Source organism: Variovorax sp. LjRoot175 (genome assembly GCF_964253805.1).
In the GTDB taxonomy this organism is placed as follows: Bacteria; Pseudomonadota; Gammaproteobacteria; order Burkholderiales; family Burkholderiaceae_C; genus Variovorax.
Genome location: NZ_CAXURY020000001.1, coordinates 649,002 through 666,094, shown reverse-complemented (window position 1 = coordinate 666,094; position 17,093 = coordinate 649,002). Strand labels below are relative to the sequence as shown.

Below are 17,093 nucleotides of genomic sequence, written 5' to 3'. Positions count from 1 at the left end.
CCACCTCTGGAGCTCCCGCATGACTTGCCGCCCACTCACACGTCTCAGCCTCCTCGCCGCATCCTTCGCGCTGGTCCTGCCGCTGGCGCAGGCACAAACCGCACGCGCCAAGGGCGCGCCGATCTCCGCCGCGGTGGTCTCCAACTACCCGCCGCTCGAGTTCAAGGACCCGGCCAGCGGCAAGCTGAGCGGCTTCGACATCGACCTGGGCGAGGCACTCGCGGCCAAGCTCGGCACCACGATCAAATGGGAAGAAACCAGCTTCGACCAGATGATGAGCTCGCTCGCCACCGGCCGCGTCGACATCATTCTTTCCGGCATGACCGACTTGCCGGAGCGTCGCGACGCGGTCAAGTTCATCGACTACCTGAAGACCGGCCCGCAGTTCTACGTGACGAATGCGCGGGCGGCCGAGTTCTCCAGCATGACCGCGCTGTGCGGCAAGAAAGTGGGCGCGAGCCGCCGCACCTCGTTCCCGGTCGAGATCGGCAAGTGGAGCGACGCCCAGTGCGTGAAGGCCGGCAAGCCGGCGATCATCGTGACGGGCACCGACGGCTCGGCCGACGCGCGCACCCAGCTGCGCCAGGGCCGCCTCGACGCGGCGGTGCAAGGCGGCGAAACGCTGCCTTACATCATGGGACAGGAGCCGAACACGTACGCGACGGTCGGCAAGCCCTTCGCCTTCCAGTACGTCGGCCTGGCGATCGGCCGCAAGAACGAGGCGCTCGTGGCCGAGCTGAGCGAGGCCATGACCAAGCTCATCGCCGACGGCAGCTACGCGAAGATCGCCGTCAAGTGGGGCCTCGCCGACTACGCAGTGCCCAAGCTGATCATCGACAGCGCCAACTGAAGCGCATGCCCGTGCAAGCGATCGGCGACGCCGCACCGTCCCGTCTCTGGCCCGAAGGCGTGCAATCGAGCGTTGCGCTCGCCTTCGATGTCGACGGCCCCACCGGCAACGCGATGCTCGACGGCTCGATCTGGCGCAATCCTTCCTTCTTCACGCTCGGCGCCTACGGCCCGTGGCGCGCCGTCGGTTATCTGCTGGACATGCTCGACGAGTACCGCATGCCGGCGACCTTCTTCGTGCCGACCTGGGTGCTCGAGAACTGGCCGGCGCAGATCCGCGCCATCGTCGAACGCGGCCACGAGATCGGCTACCACGGCCATCGGCACGAGGCCTTCTGGCAGCTGACGCGCGAGCGCCAGCAGGAAGTGATGGCGCTGTCGCTCGCGCTGTTCCGCAAGCACCTGGACCTCACGCCCGCCGGCTTTCGCACACCCTCGGGCGACTGGGGCGCGGACACGATCGAGATCCTGCTCGACGCCGGCGTGTGCTATTCGAGTTCCATGCGCGGCGATGACCGGCCCTACTTCATCGAGCATGCGGCCAGCGGCCGCAGCCTGGTGGAGATCCCGGGCCGCTGGGAGCTGGACGACTACGCATCGCTGGCCTACCAGCGCAACCCCGACTATCCCGCCGGCCTCGACCGCATCGCGAGCTACGACGCCACCTTCGACAACTGGCGCCGCGAGTTCGACGGCTCGCACCGCGACGGCCTGTGCATGACGACGCTGTTCCATCCGAAGGTCTCGGGCAAGCCCGGACGCATCCTGCTGCTGGAACGCCTGTGCCAGCACATGCGCAGCCGCGAAGGCGTGTGGTTCGCCCGTTGCGGCGAGGTCGCGCAGTGGTGGCGCGAGCAGCATGCCGGCGCGAGGGTGCTCGCATGAAGCCGCCGGCACGCAGCCACTGGCCCGAGGGCAAGCGGATGGCCTTCGTCGTCACGGTCGACTTCTTCGACGCTGCCGGCATCCTTGCGCAGGAGCCGCGGATGGCGGGGCGCGAGAAGAGCCTGTCGGTGTGGCAGTACGGCGCCAGGCGCGGCGTGGACCGGCTGCTCGGCGTGCTGGAGGAGTTCAAGCTCGGCGCGAGCTGGTTCGTGCCCGGCAGCGTCGCGCTCGAACATCGCGCGACGGTGCGACGCATTCACGAGGCCGGTCACGAGATCGGCAACGCATCCTTCGGCTGCGAGAACTTCGACGCGCTGAGCCAGGCGCAGCAACGCGACAGCCTGCTGTCCGCGCAGGCCGTGCTGGCCGAGGTCATCGGCGAGGCGCCGGTGGGCTTTCGCTCGCCCTTCGGCAACTGGGCGCCAGGCTTCACGCAGCAGCTGCGCGCGGCGGGCATCCGGTGGTCTTCGTCCTGGCGCGGCGACGACCTGCCCTATCTGCATCCGCCCTCGGGCGATGCCGCGCAGGCGCTGGTTGAGATTCCGCTCCACTACGAACTGGAAGACGAGCCCTACTTCGCCTTCAACCTCTATCCGCCGGTGCCGGTGGGCCAGCCGCGCATCGCGTCGTACCGCGAGGTGCTGGGCAACTGGCAGCAGGACTTCGCGGGCTTCCGCCGCTTCGGCCTGTGCCTTCCCTTGCGCCTGCATCCCGAGATCATCGGCACGGCGGGACGCATCGACCTGCTGCGCGAATTCCTCGCCGGCGTGCTGGCGCACGACGACGTGTGGGTCGCGACGGGACGGGATGTCGCCGCGTGGTGGAGCAGCCGTCACACCGGGAACGAGGCCGGCCATCCGGTCGACGTCTTCTCACCGCTTCACGAAGCTTCCGTCGCACCATGAGCGACAGCATTTCCCTGCAGCTGGCGCACTTCTGCGCCGGCACGCGCTACGACGACCTGCCTGCCGAGGTGGTGGCGCGCGCCAAACGCCACATCCTCGATACCTTCGGCGCGACGCTGGCCGGCGCTGCCGCGTTCGAGCCGCGCCAGGTGCAGCAGATGCTCGGCGCCGAACCCAGTGCCGGAACATCGCCGGTGTGGGGCACGACGCGTTCGCTGGGTGCACGCGACGCGGCCTTCGCCAATGGCGTGGCGGCGCATGCGCTGGAGCTCGACGACACCGGCGGTTGCGACCATTCGGGCGCCGTCGTGCTGCCCGCGGCCATCGCGGCCTTGACCGTGCCGGCCGGGCGCGCGCGGCCCCGGCCTGTCTCCGGCCGCGATCTCATCACCGCCTTCGTGCTGGGATACGACATAGGACGGCGCGTGCTCGAGGCCTGCGGCGGCTATTCGGCGCACAACGGCAAGGGCTGGCATTCGACCGCCACCTGCGGCACCTTCGGCGCTGCTGCAGCAGCAAGTCATCTGCTGGGACTCGACGCGGCAGAGACCGCGGCCGCATTCGGCCATGCCGCCAGCTTCAGCAGCGGGCTGTGGGCTTTCATTCACGACGCATCGCAAACCAAGCGCCTTCATGCCGGGCGGGCGGCGGAAGGCGGGCTCACGGCAGCCTTGCTCGCGGCACAGGGCGTCAGCGGTCCGACGCAGGTGTTCGACGATGTGTGGGGCGGCTTCTTCAACGCCTTCGCGTCCGCGTCGAAGCAACCCGAGGCCTTGCTGGCCGAGGCGGGCAGCGTCTGGAAGCTGATGCGCTGCTCGATCAAACCGCATGCTTCGTGCCGCAGCAATCATTCGACCATCGACGCCGTGCTGCATCTGATGGCGGCGAATCCGGGGCTGGCGCAGCAGGTGGGCCGCATCGACGTGCGCCTCAGCGCGTTCGTGCACGACATGTGCGGCGGGCGCGACCTGGCCTCGCTCTCCAGTGCGCAGATGAGCATGCCGTACGCGATCGCCATCGCCTGGGTGTTCGGCGACGCCGGCCTCGCGCGCTATCTCGCGCCGGCACGCAAGGATGCGCGCCTGAGTGCCGCGATGTCACTGGTCCGCCTGCACGTCGACCCGGAGATGGCCGCGCTGGACGAGCCGGTGGTCAGCGTCACGCCCCAGCGTGGCGCGAGCGTTTCGCATCACGTGCCGATTGCGCTCGGCGCACCCGCCAACCCATTGAGCGATGCCGCGCTGCGCGCGAAGTTCAGTGAACTGGCCGCCATTGCGCTGCCGGCCGAGCAAGCCGATGCGCTGGCCGATCGCGTCCTTCACCTCGACGAGCTCGACGATGCCCGCGCGCTGCTGCCTCTCCTGGCCGGCCAGTCCGAACGGCACGAGTTGATTCGCTGAGAGGAACACCCCATGAATAACCCTCCCGAAGGAATCGGCCACGAGGAATGGGCGACGCGCTGCGAACTCGCGGCGCTGTACCGGCTGGTCGCGCACTTTCGCATGACCGACCTGATCGACACGCACATCTCTGCGCGCGTGCCGGGCCCGGAGGCGCACTTTCTCATCAACCGCTACGGCCTGCTGTTCGAGGAGATGCGTGCCTCCGATCTCGTGAAGATCGATCTCGACGGCAACGTGGTCGACGGGCGCGCGCACGGTGCGCCCGATGCGCGCTTCCGCATCAACAGGGCCGGCTTCACGATCCACTCGGCCGTGCACGCGGCGCGCGCCGACCTGCACTGGGTGATCCACACCCATACCGCTGCGGGCGCGGCGGTGTCAGCACAGGAAGCGGGCCTGCTGCCCATCAGTCAGCACGCGCTGAAGTTCCACGGGCGGCTGGCCTACCACGACTACGAGGGCATCGCGCTCGAGCTCGGGGAACGCGAGCGCCTGGTCGCAGACCTGGGGCGCTGCAACGCAATGATCCTGCGCAACCACGGCTTGCTGGTCGGCGGCGCCACCGTGGCCGACGCCTTCCATGAACTCTGGTTCCTGGAGCGGGCGTGCCAGATCCAGGTGAACGCGCTCGCGGGTGGCATGCCGATTCGCACACCGCCCGTCGAGGTGCAGGCCTTGACGGCCGAGCAGTTCGAAAGCGGGGAGTCCGCCGAGATCGTGCAGTTGACCTGGCAGGCGGCGCGCCGGCTCATCGAGGCCCAGGCGGGCCAGTACCAGGCCTGAAGAAACGAACCCATCCACAAAAAGGAAATCGCAGCAATGAAGCACTCCTCCCTTGTCCACGCGCTTCGGGCGTGCACGCTATGCGCAGGCATCGGCCTGGCGCTGTCGGGACCGCCGGCCGCCCTGGCGCAGATCGCAGCAACGCCTCTGTCGGAAAAGATCAAGGCCACGCGCACCCTCGTCGTCGGCATCGAGTCGACCTATCCGCCGATGGCTTACAAGGATCCCCAGTCCAACAAGCGCATCGGCGTGAATGTCGAGCTGGTGGAAATCATCGCCAAGGAACTGGGCGTCTCGGTGCAATGGGAGGAGATGAGTTTCGAACAGCTCTCGCCCTCGCTGGCGACCGGCCGCATCCACATGATCGGCACGGCGTTCACGGACCTGCCTTCGCGGCGCGAGAAACTCACATTCGTCGACTACCTCGCCACCGGCGCGCAGCCTTTCACGACCAGCGGCAAGAAGGATTCGCTCAAGGCCGCCGGCGATCTTTGCGGCAAGACCGTGGGCGTGCCGCGGACCACCAGCTACTACCCGGTGACCATCGCCTGGAGCGACAAGAACTGCGTCGGCGCGGGCAAGGCCGCCTCCACGGTCAACGGAACCGCCGGCGCCACGGCGACGCGTCTCGACCTCAAGCAGGGCCGGCTGGACGCGGCGGTTCTCGGCCCGGAGTACGTCTCCTATCTGATGAATGAGGAGCCCGGCGTCTACGCCCTGGTCGGCGAGCCCCTGAACAAGACGCTGTTCGGCTTTGCCTTCGACAAGAACGAGCCTGCCCTGCGGGACGCGGTCGCGACAGCCGTGACTGCTGCCATCAAGAACGGGAGCTACAAGCAGGTGCTGCAGAAGTACGGCATCGGGCGGCAGGCGCTCGCGGAAGTCACGATCGACGCGGGCAATTGATGGTATTGCAGCAGGAGCGGAGATGCGTGCGGTAGTTCTTGATCGCACCGGCGAGCCGGAAGTCCTGTCGCTTGCCGGGCTTGCGGATCCTCGTCCGGGCGCAGGGGAGGTCGTCATCGATGTCCATGCGACGGCGTTGAACTTCGCCGACCTGCTGCAGCGGCGCGGAAGCTACGGCACGCCGACGACCTTGCCGGCAGTTCTGGGCATCGAGTGCTCCGGAACGATTCTCGAGATCGGCCCGGACGTGGCGGATTGGGCGGTCGGAGACCGCGTGTGCGCGCTGGTTGCAGGCGGGGCCTACGCAGAGCGTGTCTGCGCGCCGGCAACCCAGCTGCTGCCCGTCCCGCCGATCGTGGATCTCGTGGATGCGGCGGCATTGCCCGAAGCGGCCTGCACGGTGTGGTCCAACCTGCTCGACATTTCCGGGCTCTGCGCCGCAGAGGTTCTTCTGGTTCATGGCGGGGCGGGAGGCATCGGCACCTTCGCCATTCAAACGGCGCGGGCCTTGAATGCACGCGTGTTCGCCACAGCGGGGAGCGCCGACAAGCTCGAGCGCTGCGTGGCGCTCGGCGCCGAGCGCGCCATCTCGTACCGAACGGAGGACTTCGTCGCCGTGGTGAAGAAGGAAACCGGCGGCCGGGGCGCGGATGTGATCCTCGACAACATGGGCGCCTCGTACCTGCCGAGGAACATAGACGCCCTCGCGCCCGATGGCCGCATCGCCATGATCGGCTTGCAAAGCGGCCGGGATGGACAGATACCGCTCGGCAAGATGATGGGCAAGCGCGGCTCTCTTTTCACCACCTCCTTGCGCGACCGGCCGCTGGCGGCCAAGGCACGGATCGTCTCAGGCGTCCGGCGCGCGCTGTGGCCTCATGTCGCGGCAGGCCGGATCTCTCCCGTCATCGACCGCATGTTTCCCCTGGACCGCATGAGCGATGCCCATCGATACATGGAAGAAGGCCGGCATGTCGGGAAGATCGTCGTGCGCATGAAGGATTGAGCTACTTGTCCAGCCCCGCCAGGCATACATACTTGATCTCGAGGAACTCGTCGAGCCCGTACTTCGAGCCTTCGCGTCCGAGCCCCGACTGCTTGACGCCGCCGAAGGGCGCCTCGGCGGTGGAGATCAGGCCGGTGTTCACGCCCACGATGCCGGCCTCCAGCTGCTCGGCCACGCGCATGATGCGGCCGACGTCGCGGCTGTAGAAGTACGAGGCCAGGCCGAACTCGGTGTCGTTGGCCGCGGCGATCGCATCGGCCTCGGTGTCGAAGGCGAAGATCGGCGCCAGCGGGCCGAAGCTTTCTTCGTGCGCCACCAGCATCCCGGGCGTCGCGCCGCCGATCACGGTGGGCTGGTAGAAGTTGCCGCCGAGTGCGTGGCGTTTTCCGCCGGCCAGGACCTTGCCGCCCTTCTTCACCGCATCGGCCACATGCTCCTCGATCTTGGCCACCGCCTTGTCGTCGATCAGCGGGCCCTGCGTCACGCCGGGCTCGGTGCCGGCGCCGACCTTCAGCGCATGGACCTTGACCACCAGCTTCTCGGTGAAGGCCTCGAGCACGCCGCGCTGCACGTAGATGCGGTTGGCGCAGACGCAGGTCTGGCCGGTGTTGCGGTACTTGGAGACCATCGCGCCTTCGACCGCCGCATCGATGTCGGCATCGTCGAAGACGATGAAGGGCGCGTTGCCGCCGAGCTCGAGCGAGAGCTTCTTGATGGTGTCGGCCGACTGCTTCATCAGCGTGCGGCCGACTTCGGTGGAGCCGGTGAAAGTGAGCTTGCGCACGATAGGGCTTCTCGTCATCTCGCCGCCGATCTGGGAGGCGGAGCCGGTGAGCACCGACAGCAGCCCCTTGGGCAAGCCGGCGCGGTCGGCGAGCTCGGCGAAGGCCAGGGCCGAGAACGGCGTCTGCGTCGCGGGCTTGACCACCATCGAGCAGCCCGCGGCCAGCGCCGGGCCGGCCTTGCGCGTGAGCATGGCGGCCGGGAAGTTCCAGGGCGTGATGGCGGCCGTCACGCCGACCGGCTGCTTCAACGCGAGGATGCGGCGATCGGCCTGCGGGGCGGGGATCGTGTCGCCGTAGACGCGGCGCGCTTCTTCGGCGAACCATTCGATGAAGGAGGCCGCGTAGGCGATCTCGCCCTTGCTCTCGGCCAGCGGCTTGCCCTGCTCGGTGGTCATGATGAGCGCCAGGTCGTCGACGTTGGCCAGCATCAGGTCGTTGAGCTTGCGCAGGATGGCCGAGCGTTCCTTGGCCGGGCGCCGGGCCCAGTTGCGCTGGGCCGTTTCCGCGGCGGCGATCGCGCGCACGGTTTCGGCGGTGCCGCACTTCGGCACGGTGCCGATCTGCTCGCCGTTGGCGGGGTTGGTGACGGGGATGGTTTCGCGGCTGTCCGCGTCCGCCCATTCGCCGGCGACGAAAACCTGCTGGCGCAGCAGGGTCGGATCCTTCAGTTTCAGCATGCCTGTGCTCCTTGTCTCGGGTTCCAGGGACCACGATAACCACGGCGGCTGCCTGTAAACAGGTGGACGGCGGTATCCCTTAAGGGCAATCCGGTATTCGTCCGGCCATCCGCACCCGATAAGATCGCGGCCCTTGAACTCGGATTGAACACGGAATGACCATGAAAAAACTGCTAGCCTTCACGGCCATTGCCGCCGCGGTCGTCGGCGTCAACGCCCAGGATTTCCCGGGCAGCAAGCCCATCAGCATCGTGGTGCCCTTCTCCGCCGGTGGCCCGACCGACCGCGTCGCGCGCGACCTGGCCGAGGCGCTGCGCAAGCCCCTGGGCGGCGTCAGCATCGTGGTCGACAACGTGCCCGGCGCCGGCAGCTCGATCGGTGCCGCCAAGGTGGCGCGCGCCAATCCGGACGGCTACACGCTGCTTTTGAACCACATCGGCATGGCGACCGTCCCGACCCTGGTGCGCAACGTGCCCTTCAAGGTGGAGAGCGACTTCGAATACCTGGGCATCGTCAACGACGTGCCGATGACGCTGATCGCCAAGCCCAGCATGAAGGCGAACAACTACAAGGAGCTCACCGCCTGGATTGCGGAGAACAAGGGCAAGATCAACCTCGGCAACGCGGGCGTGGGCTCGGCGTCGCACCTGTGCGGCCTGCTCTTCCAGAGCGCGACCAAGACCGAAATGACGCCGGTGCCCTACAAGGGCACGGCGCCCGCGATCACCGACCTGATCGGCGGCCAGATCGACCTCTTGTGCGACCAGACCACCAACACCTCGCCGCAGATCGAAGCCAAGAAGGTCAAGGCCTACGCCGTGACCACCTCGAAGCGCCTGACGACGCCGCTGCTCAAGGACCTGCCGACGCTGCAGGAATCGGGGCTGAAGGACTTCCAGATCACGATCTGGCACGGCCTCTACGCGCCCAAGGGCACGCCGGCCGCGGTGACCAAGAAGCTCAACGATGCGCTCAAGGTCGCGCTGAAGGATCCGGACTTCATCAAGAAGCAGGAAGGCCTGGGCGCCGTGGTGACCGCCGACAGCCGCGTCGAGCCGGGCGAGCACAAGAAGTTCGTCGCCGCCGAAATCGCCAAGTGGAGCCCGATCATCAAGGCTGCCGGCGTCTACGCCGACTGAAATTGATTCCCTCGCACGGCGCGCTCGCGCCGTGCCTTCGAATCCGGATGGAGCGGCCGCAGGTACTCGTGCAAGGCGAGTGCTGCCGCTCCAACCGCCGGCGCCCATTCCCCATGGCGCGCCCCGCGCACCACCGGTGGCGGCATGCCGGCACTCTCGGCATAGCGCCGCACCACCTCGATCGCCCCGTCCAGCAGTTGCGGATTCGCCTGGCATGACTGGCCGCCAACCACGATCGCGCGCGGCTCGAAGGTGACCCAGAGGTTCTGGAGCAGCACGCCCAGGAAGGCCGCGCCGCGCCGCGCGGCGTCGGCGCCCCTGCCCAGCACGCGCGAGCCGAGGAAGGCCTCGGCGCAGCCGCGCCGGCCGCAGGAGCACAGCGGCCCCTCCACCTGCAGGATGGTGTGGCCGATCTCGCCCGCCATGCCGTGCGCGCCGGTGAAGAGGCGGTCGTTGAGCACCACGCCGGCGCCCACACCCACATCGCAGCTCACGAAGACCAGCGGGTCCTCGCCCTCGCCGCACGCGAACTCGTACTCGCCCAGCGCCGCCGCGTCGGCATCGTTCTGCAGCTGGACCGGCACATCCGCGATGCCCTCCTGCGCCAGCGCCTCGACCAGGCCCGGCAGCAAGCTGACCTCCCGCCACCCGAGGTTGGGGGCGAAGCGCACCTGGCCGGTCGCGTCGTCCACCGCGCCGGGCACGCCGACGCCGATGCCCGAGGGCTGAAGCCCCGCGGCGCCCAGGTGCCGGTGTGCGGCGGCCACCATGCGCGCGACCTGCCGGCATACCGCGCGCGGCGCATGCTCGTGCAAGGGCCAGGCTTCCGAATGGAGCAGTTCGCCCAGAAGCGAGACGCACACCACACGCAAGGTCTCGACCGCGATCTCGACACCGACCAAAGCCCGCACGCCGGCGTGGATCTGCAGGGGGATCGAGGGCCGCCCCAGTCCGTCGGCGACGGCCGCGCCAGCCTCGCGCAGCCAGCCATCCTCGAGCAGCTCGCGCACGAGCAGGCTCACAGTGGACTTGGTGAGCCCGCTCTCGGCCGCCAGCCGCGCACGCGACAGCCCTGGCTTGGCGCGCAGGAGGCGCAGCAGCACGCTGCGGTTGATGCGCCTGACCAGCTGCTGGTCGACTATCGTGGTCATCAAGTAACCTTCGTGCTTCGCACTGCGGTGCGAGCTTGCTTGGGGCGGCCCGGCGCGGCGCTCATCCGGCGTGTTCGGCCTGCACCTTGCCTTCTGGCCGCTTACCCGCAATGATCATTCCCAGCACCTCGTCCTCGGTCACGTCGGCCGTGCGGTAGGTGCCGACCAGGCGGCCGTTCTTCATCACGGCCAGCCTGTCGCTCAAGCCGAACACATCGGGCATGTCGTGGGTGATCAGGAAGATGCCCACGCCGTCGGCCTTGAGCTGCTTCACCAGCCTGCCGACCATCGCAGTTTCTTCCGGGCCCAGCGCGGCGCAGGGTTCGTCCATGATCAGGATGCGGGCGTTGAAGTACAGGGCCCGCGAGATCGCGACCACCTGCCGCTGGCCGCCCGACAGGCGCCGCACCGGCACGCGGATGTTGGTGAAGTTCTTGTTCAGGCGCTGGAACACCTTGCGCGCCTGGTTCTCCATGAAGTGGTCGTCCAGCGTGCGCCAGGGCGTGAGCTTCTCGCGGCCGAGGAAGAGGTTGGAGACCGAGTCGAGGTTGTCGGCCAGCGCGAGCGTCTGGTAGATGGTCTCGATGCCCTGCGCCTGGGCCTCCGAAGGCGTGCGGATGTGGACCTGCTCGCCTGCGATCAGCGTTTCGCCCGAGTCGACCGGGTAGGCGCCGGCGAGCATCTTCATCAGCGTGGACTTGCCGGCGCCGTTGTGGCCCAGGAGCGCGACCACCTCGCCGGCATAGAGGTTGACGCTGACGCCGTCCACCGCTTTAACGCCGCCGAAGGCCTTGTGGATGTCGCGCAACTCGACCAGGGGTTGTGTCGCGGCGCTCATCAACGCTCTCCAAAGTATTTGCGGTAGAGCACGTCGAAGACGACCGCGACGATCAGCACCTGCCCGATGATCACCATGCGCTTGCCGATCTGCACGTCCAGCAGCAGCATGCCGCTGTCGAGCGACTGCATGATCAGCGCGCCCAGCACCGAGCCGAAGATCGAGCCGCTGCCGCCGGCGAGCGCAGCGCCACCGATGACGGCCGCCGCGATCACGTAGAGCTCCATGCCGCTGCCGAGCGAATTGGTGCCGGCGTTGAGCCGCGCGATGGAGACGATCGCGGCCACCGTCACCAGCACCGCGAGCAGGGCGAACAGCAGCATCGTCACGCGCTTGACCGGGATGCCGACCAGCGCGGCCGCGTCCGGGTTGCCGCCCATCGCGAACACGTAGCGCCCGAAGCGCGTGCGATGCACGATGAAGGACAGCACGACCGCGACCACGGCCCAGATCAGCACCGGGATCGGGATGCCCTGCGGCTCGGTCTTCGACGAGATCTGGTAGCTGTTCATCGTTGCGGCGAAGGCGAACACGACGGCCACCGGCACGGCCGTGAGCAGCAGGTCCAGCCACAGCGGCTCGACGGGCATCTCGTGGCGCTGGCGCGCGCGCCGCTGCTGCAGCTTGCGCGCGAACAGCACCACGCCCACGACCGCAGCCAGCACCCAGGTGGCCGTGGTGCCGATGCCGCCGTCGTAGCCGCCGCCCAGGCGCTGGAAGAACTCGTCGTTGACCGGCTGCGTCTTGCCGTCGGCCACCAGGAAGGCGGCGCCGCGGAAGGACATGAGGCCGCCCAAGGTGACCACGAAGGAAGGCACGCCCAGCATCGCGGTGAGCCCGCCCTGGTAGAGCGAGACCAGGAGCGCGACCGCCAGGCCCGCGAGGCAGGCCGCCGGCCAGGACCAGCCCGACGTGTACTGCAGGTAGGCGACCAGCACGCCGACGAAGCCCATCACCGAGCCGACCGAGAGATCGATGTGGCGCGCGACGATGACCAGCACCATCACGGTCGCGACGATGCCCACCACGGCGGTCTGCTGCGCGATGTTGTAGAGGTTCTCGGGCGACAGGAAGACGCCGCCCGAGAGCACGTGGAAGACGATGGCCATCACCACCAGCAGCACGCTCATCAGGAGCAGGCGCAGGTCGATGCCGCTCCTGCGCCACAGCCCCGGGGACTGACTCATAGCCCTATTTGCAGGCGGCCGGGGCTTTGTCGCCAGACACGCCCTTGCAGAGCTCGGCCTTCTTGATCCAGCCTTCCTTGACCACCACGTCGAGGTTGTCGCGCGTGATCGGCACCGGCGTGAGGAGGCGCGACGAGATCGCGACCTTCTTCTCGCCGCCGCTCCAGTTGGCGGCCTTCTCCGGCGTCTTGCCCTGGGTCAGGGCGATCGCGGCGGAGGCGGCCTCGCGACCGAGCTCGCGCGAGTCCTTCCACACCGTCACGGTCTGGGTGCCGAGCGCGACGCGGTTGAGCGCCGCGAAGTCGGCGTCCTGGCCCGATACCGGAATGCCGCGAATGCCCTTGGCCGTGAGCGCCGCCACCGCGCCGCCGGCGGTGCCGTCGTTGGCCGCCACCACCGCATCGACCTTGTTGCTGACCTTGGTGAGGATCTGCTCCATGTTCTTCTGCGCGACTTCGGGCTTCCAGCCATCGGTGTATTCGTCGCCGACGATCTTGATGTCGCCCTTCTTCACGGCCTCGGCGACGATCTCCTGCTGGCCGGCGCGCAGGAAGTTGGCGTTGGGATCGGTGGGCGAGCCCTTGATGAACACGTAGTTGCCCTTGGGCTGCACCTTGTAGACGGCGCGCGCCTGCATGCGGCCGACCTCGACGTTGTCGAAGGTGATGTAGAAGACGCCGGGCGCTTCGATCAGCCGGTCGTAGGCCACCACCGGCACCTTCTGCCGGGTGGCCTTGTTGACCGCCGGCAGGATGGCGTCCTTGTCCATCGCGAGCACGATCAGCGCCTTGGCGCCCTTGGACATCAGGCCTTCGATGTCGCCGAGCTGCTTCTCGGGCGAACCGCCGGCGTCGGCGCTGATGTACTTGGCGCCCAGCTTCTCCAACTGCGCCTTGATCGCGGCCTCGTCGGTCTTCCAGCGCTCCTCCTGGAAATTGGACCAGCTCACGCCGACCACCGTTTGCGCAGAGGCGCCGAAAGCGGACAGGGCGAGAGCCAGGGCGGTCAGGGTGCGGTCGAGCTTCATGTGCAGGGTCTCCGAATTAGTTCGAGGGACGAACTATGTCCACCGCGCCGGACGGCGGCCATCCGGGGAATCCCTGCGGGCAAATGGACTACCGGCCTTGTCCTACTTGGGCCGGATCGCGTCCGCCGTGCCCTGGATGAAGGCCTTGATCTTCTCCACGTCTTCGGCGCTCAGCTTGCCGCTGAAGTCGGGCATGCCGCGCTCGACGGCCGGGCCCTTGTAGACGAACTTGTCGAGGTTCTCGATGTAGCTCGGGTTCATGTAGCCCAGGTTGGGGATGTTGCCGCCGCGGTCCACGCCCGGCACGCCGTGGCAGAAGACGCAGTTGCTCACGTAGAGCAGCGTGCCGTCGGGCACCTTGGCCGGGTCGTACTTCACGCCCTGCAGCAGCTTGTCCATGCGGTACTGCACGAACTCCGGCTTGGGCGCATTACCGCCGACCACGAAGGTGTAGACCGTGCCCGGCCCCTGGCGCTCGGTGGCGCGCGCGGCCAGGCCGTAGACCCCGCCCCAGCCGACCGCGATCGAGACGTACTGCTTGCCGTCGACCATGTAGGTGGCGGGCGCCGCGACCACGCCGGTGCCGGTGGCGGTCTCCCACAGCTTCTCGCCGGTCTTGGCGTTGTAGGCCGCGAAGCGCCCGTCGGCCGTGCCCTGGAACACCAGGTTGCCGGCCGTGGTCAGCGTGCCGCCGTTCCAGGGCGAGACATGCTCGACGCCCCAGGCTTCCTTCTGCGCCACCGGGTCCCACGCGACGAGGCGGCCCATGGGCTTGCTCTTGGGCGGCTCGGCATTGATGAACATGGCGGTGTTCCAGCCGAGCGCTGCATGCGGCCGGGCCGGCATGTTCTCGTTGAACTTCCAGGCCTTGTCGTCCATCAGGCTCAGCGGGATGTTCTGCGCCGGCAGGTAGACCAGGCCGGTCTGCGGATTGAAGGACATGGAATGCCAGTTGTGCGCGCCGAAGGGGCCGGGGATGCTGTCGCCGGGCTTCTCGTTCTGGCGCGCGGCGGCCACCTCGATCGGCCGGCCTTTCTTGTCGTAGCCGGTGGCCCAGTTCACCTCGACGAAATTCTTGGCCGAGATGAACTTGCCGTTGCTGCGGTCGATGACGAAGAAGAAGCCGTTCTTCGGCGCATGCAGGATCACCTTGCGCGGCTTGCCGTCGATCTTCAGGTCGGCCAGGATCATCGGTTGGGTCGAGGTGTAGTCCCAGTTGTCGCCTGGCGTCTGCTGGTAGTGCCAGACGTATTTGCCGGTGTCGGGGTTGAGCGCGACGATCGAGGCCAGGTAGAGGTTGTCGCCGCCCTTGGGGCTGCGCTTGCTGCGCGCCCATGGCGAGCCGTTGCCGGTGCCCACGTACATGAGGTTGAGCTCGGGGTCGAAGGCGAGCGTGTCCCAGGCGGTGCCGCCGCCGCCCGCCTCCCAGTATTTGGCCGAAGGGTCCCAGGTCTTGGCGGCCTTGGCCATCGAGGCGTCCTCGAAGGGCTTGGACGGGTCGCCCGGCACGGTGAACCAGCGCCACTTCTGCTCGCCGGTGGCCGCGTCGTAGGCCGTGATGTAGCCGCGCACGCCGTACTCGGCGCCGCCGTTGCCGATGACCACCTTGCCCTTGAAGACGCGCGGCGCGCCGGTGATGGTGTAGGACTTCGAACGGTCGACGATGGTGTCCTTCTCCCAGACCGGCTGGCCGGTGGCGGCATCGAGCGCGATCAGGCGCCCGTCGTAGGCCCCCACGAACACCTTGCCCTGGTAGAGCGCGACGCCGCGGTTGACCACGTCGCAGCAGCCCTTGAAGCCCTTGGACTTGTCCACCTTCGGATCGAAGCTCCAGATCTTCTTGCCGGTGCGCACGTCGATGGCGTGCACCACGCTCCAGGAGGCGCTGACGTACATGATGCCGTCGACCACCAGCGGCGTGGCCTCCACGCCGCGCGTGGATTCGAGGTTGTAGGACCAGGCGAGGCCGAGCTCCTTCACGTTGCCGGCGTTGATCTGGTCGAGCTTGCTGAAGCGCGTTTCCGCGTAGTCGAGGCCATGGCTGGGCCAGTCGGCCGTCTTCGCGGCGTTGCTGCGGATGAAGTTGCCGTCCACGCGCTGCGTGACGGCCTTGATGTGCTCGGCGGAGCCCTTGGTCTGGGCCGAGGCGGGTGCTGCGGCCAGGCACAGCAGCGCGCCGAGCGCGAGCGCGGCGTGGGTCTTGTTCATCGTGCGTCTCCGGTCGTTGTGTATCGAAGAATGGTGCGCGCGCACGCTTTGTTCACCCTCGGGATTTCCCTAGACCTCGACTGTTCCATTGCGGAACAAATTCAGCCTCCTCGATCACAGGAGACGGCCATGCCCCTGTCCCCCTTCGCCAATACGCGCGCCGAGCGCGTGGCGCTGGCCCGGCAGCAGTTCTTCGAGGAAGGCGTGCGCCCTTCCGGCCTGGTCGGCGAGGCGGTGCTCCAGTCGTGGATGCGCTGCACGCGCTCCCATGCGAACACGCGCCGCGTCATCGCCTTCGACGCCGTCACGCCGAGCCGCCTGCACGGCACGCTGGGCCGCAACCGCGAGCTGCTCGAGGCCGCGCGCCACGAGCTGGCGAGCATGGAGAGCTCGCTCGCCGGCACCGACTGCCGCGTGCTGCTGACCGATGCGCAGGGCGTGATCATGCACGTCACGCACCATCCGGCCGCGGCGCAGCAGCCGATCCTGCAGAAGACCGCTCGCCTGGGCGTCAACATCGCCGAGAGCGTGGTCGGCACCACGGCGCCGGGCATCGTGGCAACCACCGGCCAGGCCTGCACGGTGCAGGGCGCCGAGCACTACTTCGAGTACCTGCGCGAGATGCAGTGCGCGGCGGCACCGATCCGCGACGTGCACGGCCGGCTGGCCGCGGTGCTCGACATCTCGGTCGAGGCGCGGCGCTTCGGCTTCGATGCCGCGTCGATGGTCGCGCTCTACGCGACGACGATCGAGAACCGCCTGCTGCAGGCGCAGTCGCAGGACCGGCTGGTGCTGCGCTTCCAGGCCAGCCCGGCGCTGCTGGGCACGCCGCTCGAGGCCTTGGCCGGCATCGCGCCCGATGGCACCGTGGCCTGGCTCAACACGGCCGGCATGCGGCTGATCGGCCGGCTGCCAGAGTCTGGGGCCTGCGATGCCGAGCAGCTGTTCGGCCTCGACCTCGAGGGCCTGCTGCACATGACCCGCCACGAGGCCGCGCAGCCGGTGCGGCTCGCAAGCGGGCTCGGCGTCTGGCTGCAGGCCCGGCTGCAGGCGCACGACGGGGTCGATTTCCGGCATGCGGTGAACGTGCCGGCCGAAGCGCCCAACGACTCGACGTCACTCGACGAGGTACAGCCGGTCGCGCCGACCCAGCCGCCCGCCAGCGACGGCACGCTGCGCGGCCACAGCCGCAAGCTGATCGAGGAGACCCTGGCTACGCACTACGGCAACATCTCGCATGCCGCGCGCCAACTGCGGGTGTCGCGCGGCACGCTCTATCGCCGTCTCAAGAGCTGGCAGCAGAACGCGCCTGAATGAAGGTCGGCCTCGCGGCCGGGTTAGCCC

General features: G+C 68.2%; 15 protein-coding genes. 9 read left to right on the top strand and 6 right to left on the bottom strand.

The features are described 5' to 3' along the window. The first annotated feature begins 19 nt into the window (after positions 1-19). Genes ACSQ89_RS03455 through ACSQ89_RS03425 form a run of 7 tightly spaced genes read left to right on the top strand, consistent with a single transcriptional unit; the run spans position 20 to position 6,737 of the window. On the top strand, positions 20-850 hold the full coding sequence (locus ACSQ89_RS03455) for an ABC transporter substrate-binding protein (RefSeq protein WP_093105378.1): 831 nt from the start codon (positions 20-22) through the stop codon (positions 848-850). A gap of 5 nt (positions 851-855) precedes the next feature. Beyond that, the gene (locus ACSQ89_RS03450) at positions 856-1,734 is read left to right on the top strand and encodes a polysaccharide deacetylase family protein (protein WP_436294479.1); all 879 of its coding nucleotides are present in this window, start codon (positions 856-858) and stop codon (positions 1,732-1,734) included. Beyond that, the gene (locus ACSQ89_RS03445; RefSeq protein WP_436294478.1) at positions 1,731-2,639 is read left to right on the top strand and encodes a polysaccharide deacetylase family protein; all 909 of its coding nucleotides are present in this window, start codon (positions 1,731-1,733) and stop codon (positions 2,637-2,639) included. Before ACSQ89_RS03450 ends, ACSQ89_RS03445 begins: the two co-directional genes overlap by 4 nt. Beyond that, a complete protein-coding gene (locus ACSQ89_RS03440; RefSeq protein WP_436294477.1) occupies positions 2,636-4,039 on the top strand; it encodes an MmgE/PrpD family protein in 1,404 nt (467 codons plus the stop codon). The genes ACSQ89_RS03445 and ACSQ89_RS03440 overlap by 4 nt, the downstream gene beginning before the upstream one ends. Positions 4,040-4,051: 12 nt before the next feature. Further along, entirely contained in the window at positions 4,052-4,825 is a 774-nt protein-coding gene (locus ACSQ89_RS03435) for a class II aldolase/adducin family protein (protein WP_093105369.1), read from the top strand. A gap of 36 nt (positions 4,826-4,861) precedes the next feature. After that, entirely contained in the window at positions 4,862-5,731 is an 870-nt protein-coding gene (locus tag ACSQ89_RS03430) for a transporter substrate-binding domain-containing protein (protein ID WP_093105366.1), read from the top strand. Between the two features lie 22 nt (positions 5,732-5,753). Next, positions 5,754-6,737, top strand: a complete 984-nt coding sequence (locus tag ACSQ89_RS03425) for an NAD(P)H-quinone oxidoreductase (RefSeq protein WP_436294475.1) — start codon at positions 5,754-5,756, stop codon at positions 6,735-6,737. 1 nt (position 6,738) lies between these two features. Here the strand turns inward: ACSQ89_RS03425 and ACSQ89_RS03420 are convergent, their stop codons facing one another. Continuing rightward, positions 6,739-8,199 (bottom strand): NAD-dependent succinate-semialdehyde dehydrogenase, encoded by a 1,461-nt coding sequence (locus tag ACSQ89_RS03420; RefSeq protein WP_436294474.1) that lies wholly within the window; start codon positions 8,197-8,199, stop codon positions 6,739-6,741. Positions 8,200-8,360: 161 nt separating this feature from the next. Here ACSQ89_RS03420 and ACSQ89_RS03415 point away from each other — a divergent pair, with 161 nt between their 5' ends. Then, the gene (locus ACSQ89_RS03415; RefSeq protein ID WP_436294473.1) at positions 8,361-9,338 is read left to right on the top strand and encodes a tripartite tricarboxylate transporter substrate-binding protein; all 978 of its coding nucleotides are present in this window, start codon (positions 8,361-8,363) and stop codon (positions 9,336-9,338) included. On the opposite strand, the gene ACSQ89_RS03410 is transcribed toward ACSQ89_RS03415, so the two are convergent. The 5 genes from ACSQ89_RS03410 to ACSQ89_RS03390 form a co-directional block, all read right to left on the bottom strand. Next, the gene (locus ACSQ89_RS03410) at positions 9,326-10,489 is read right to left on the bottom strand and encodes an ROK family transcriptional regulator (protein ID WP_436294472.1); all 1,164 of its coding nucleotides are present in this window, start codon (positions 10,487-10,489) and stop codon (positions 9,326-9,328) included. The two genes, ACSQ89_RS03415 and ACSQ89_RS03410, sit on opposite strands and share 13 nt — an antisense overlap. A 61-nt stretch (positions 10,490-10,550) precedes the next feature. Continuing rightward, on the bottom strand, positions 10,551-11,327 hold the full coding sequence (locus ACSQ89_RS03405; protein ID WP_093105355.1) for an ATP-binding cassette domain-containing protein: 777 nt from the start codon (positions 11,325-11,327) through the stop codon (positions 10,551-10,553). Then, positions 11,327-12,514 (bottom strand): sugar ABC transporter permease, encoded by a 1,188-nt coding sequence (locus tag ACSQ89_RS03400; protein ID WP_093105352.1) that lies wholly within the window; start codon positions 12,512-12,514, stop codon positions 11,327-11,329. Before ACSQ89_RS03400 ends, ACSQ89_RS03405 begins: the two co-directional genes overlap by 1 nt. A gap of 4 nt (positions 12,515-12,518) precedes the next feature. Then, positions 12,519-13,541 (bottom strand): D-xylose ABC transporter substrate-binding protein, encoded by a 1,023-nt coding sequence (gene xylF, locus ACSQ89_RS03395; protein WP_093105349.1) that lies wholly within the window; start codon positions 13,539-13,541, stop codon positions 12,519-12,521. Positions 13,542-13,643: 102 nt separating this feature from the next. Further along, on the bottom strand, positions 13,644-15,749 hold the full coding sequence (locus ACSQ89_RS03390) for a PQQ-dependent dehydrogenase, methanol/ethanol family (RefSeq protein WP_436294471.1): 2,106 nt from the start codon (positions 15,747-15,749) through the stop codon (positions 13,644-13,646). 129 nt (positions 15,750-15,878) lie between these two features. Here ACSQ89_RS03390 and ACSQ89_RS03385 point away from each other — a divergent pair, with 129 nt between their 5' ends. After that, a complete protein-coding gene (locus tag ACSQ89_RS03385; protein WP_436294470.1) occupies positions 15,879-17,066 on the top strand; it encodes a helix-turn-helix domain-containing protein in 1,188 nt (395 codons plus the stop codon). The last annotated feature ends 27 nt before the right edge of the window (positions 17,067-17,093 follow it).

Coding starts and splice junctions, on each gene's coding strand:
- ACSQ89_RS03455 (WP_093105378.1), top strand. CDS start 20: ATGACTTGCCGCCCACTCACACGTCTCAGCCTCCTCGCCGCATCCTTC.
- ACSQ89_RS03450 (WP_436294479.1), top strand. CDS start 856: ATGCCCGTGCAAGCGATCGGCGACGCCGCACCGTCCCGTCTCTGGCCC.
- ACSQ89_RS03445 (WP_436294478.1), top strand. CDS start 1,731: ATGAAGCCGCCGGCACGCAGCCACTGGCCCGAGGGCAAGCGGATGGCC.
- ACSQ89_RS03440 (WP_436294477.1), top strand. CDS start 2,636: ATGAGCGACAGCATTTCCCTGCAGCTGGCGCACTTCTGCGCCGGCACG.
- ACSQ89_RS03435 (WP_093105369.1), top strand. CDS start 4,052: ATGAATAACCCTCCCGAAGGAATCGGCCACGAGGAATGGGCGACGCGC.
- ACSQ89_RS03430 (WP_093105366.1), top strand. CDS start 4,862: ATGAAGCACTCCTCCCTTGTCCACGCGCTTCGGGCGTGCACGCTATGC.
- ACSQ89_RS03425 (WP_436294475.1), top strand. CDS start 5,754: ATGCGTGCGGTAGTTCTTGATCGCACCGGCGAGCCGGAAGTCCTGTCG.
- ACSQ89_RS03420 (WP_436294474.1), bottom strand. CDS start 8,199: ATGCTGAAACTGAAGGATCCGACCCTGCTGCGCCAGCAGGTTTTCGTC.
- ACSQ89_RS03415 (WP_436294473.1), top strand. CDS start 8,361: ATGAAAAAACTGCTAGCCTTCACGGCCATTGCCGCCGCGGTCGTCGGC.
- ACSQ89_RS03410 (WP_436294472.1), bottom strand. CDS start 10,489: ATGACCACGATAGTCGACCAGCAGCTGGTCAGGCGCATCAACCGCAGC.
- ACSQ89_RS03405 (WP_093105355.1), bottom strand. CDS start 11,327: ATGAGCGCCGCGACACAACCCCTGGTCGAGTTGCGCGACATCCACAAG.
- ACSQ89_RS03400 (WP_093105352.1), bottom strand. CDS start 12,514: ATGAGTCAGTCCCCGGGGCTGTGGCGCAGGAGCGGCATCGACCTGCGC.
- xylF (WP_093105349.1), bottom strand. CDS start 13,541: ATGAAGCTCGACCGCACCCTGACCGCCCTGGCTCTCGCCCTGTCCGCT.
- ACSQ89_RS03390 (WP_436294471.1), bottom strand. CDS start 15,749: ATGAACAAGACCCACGCCGCGCTCGCGCTCGGCGCGCTGCTGTGCCTG.
- ACSQ89_RS03385 (WP_436294470.1), top strand. CDS start 15,879: ATGCCCCTGTCCCCCTTCGCCAATACGCGCGCCGAGCGCGTGGCGCTG.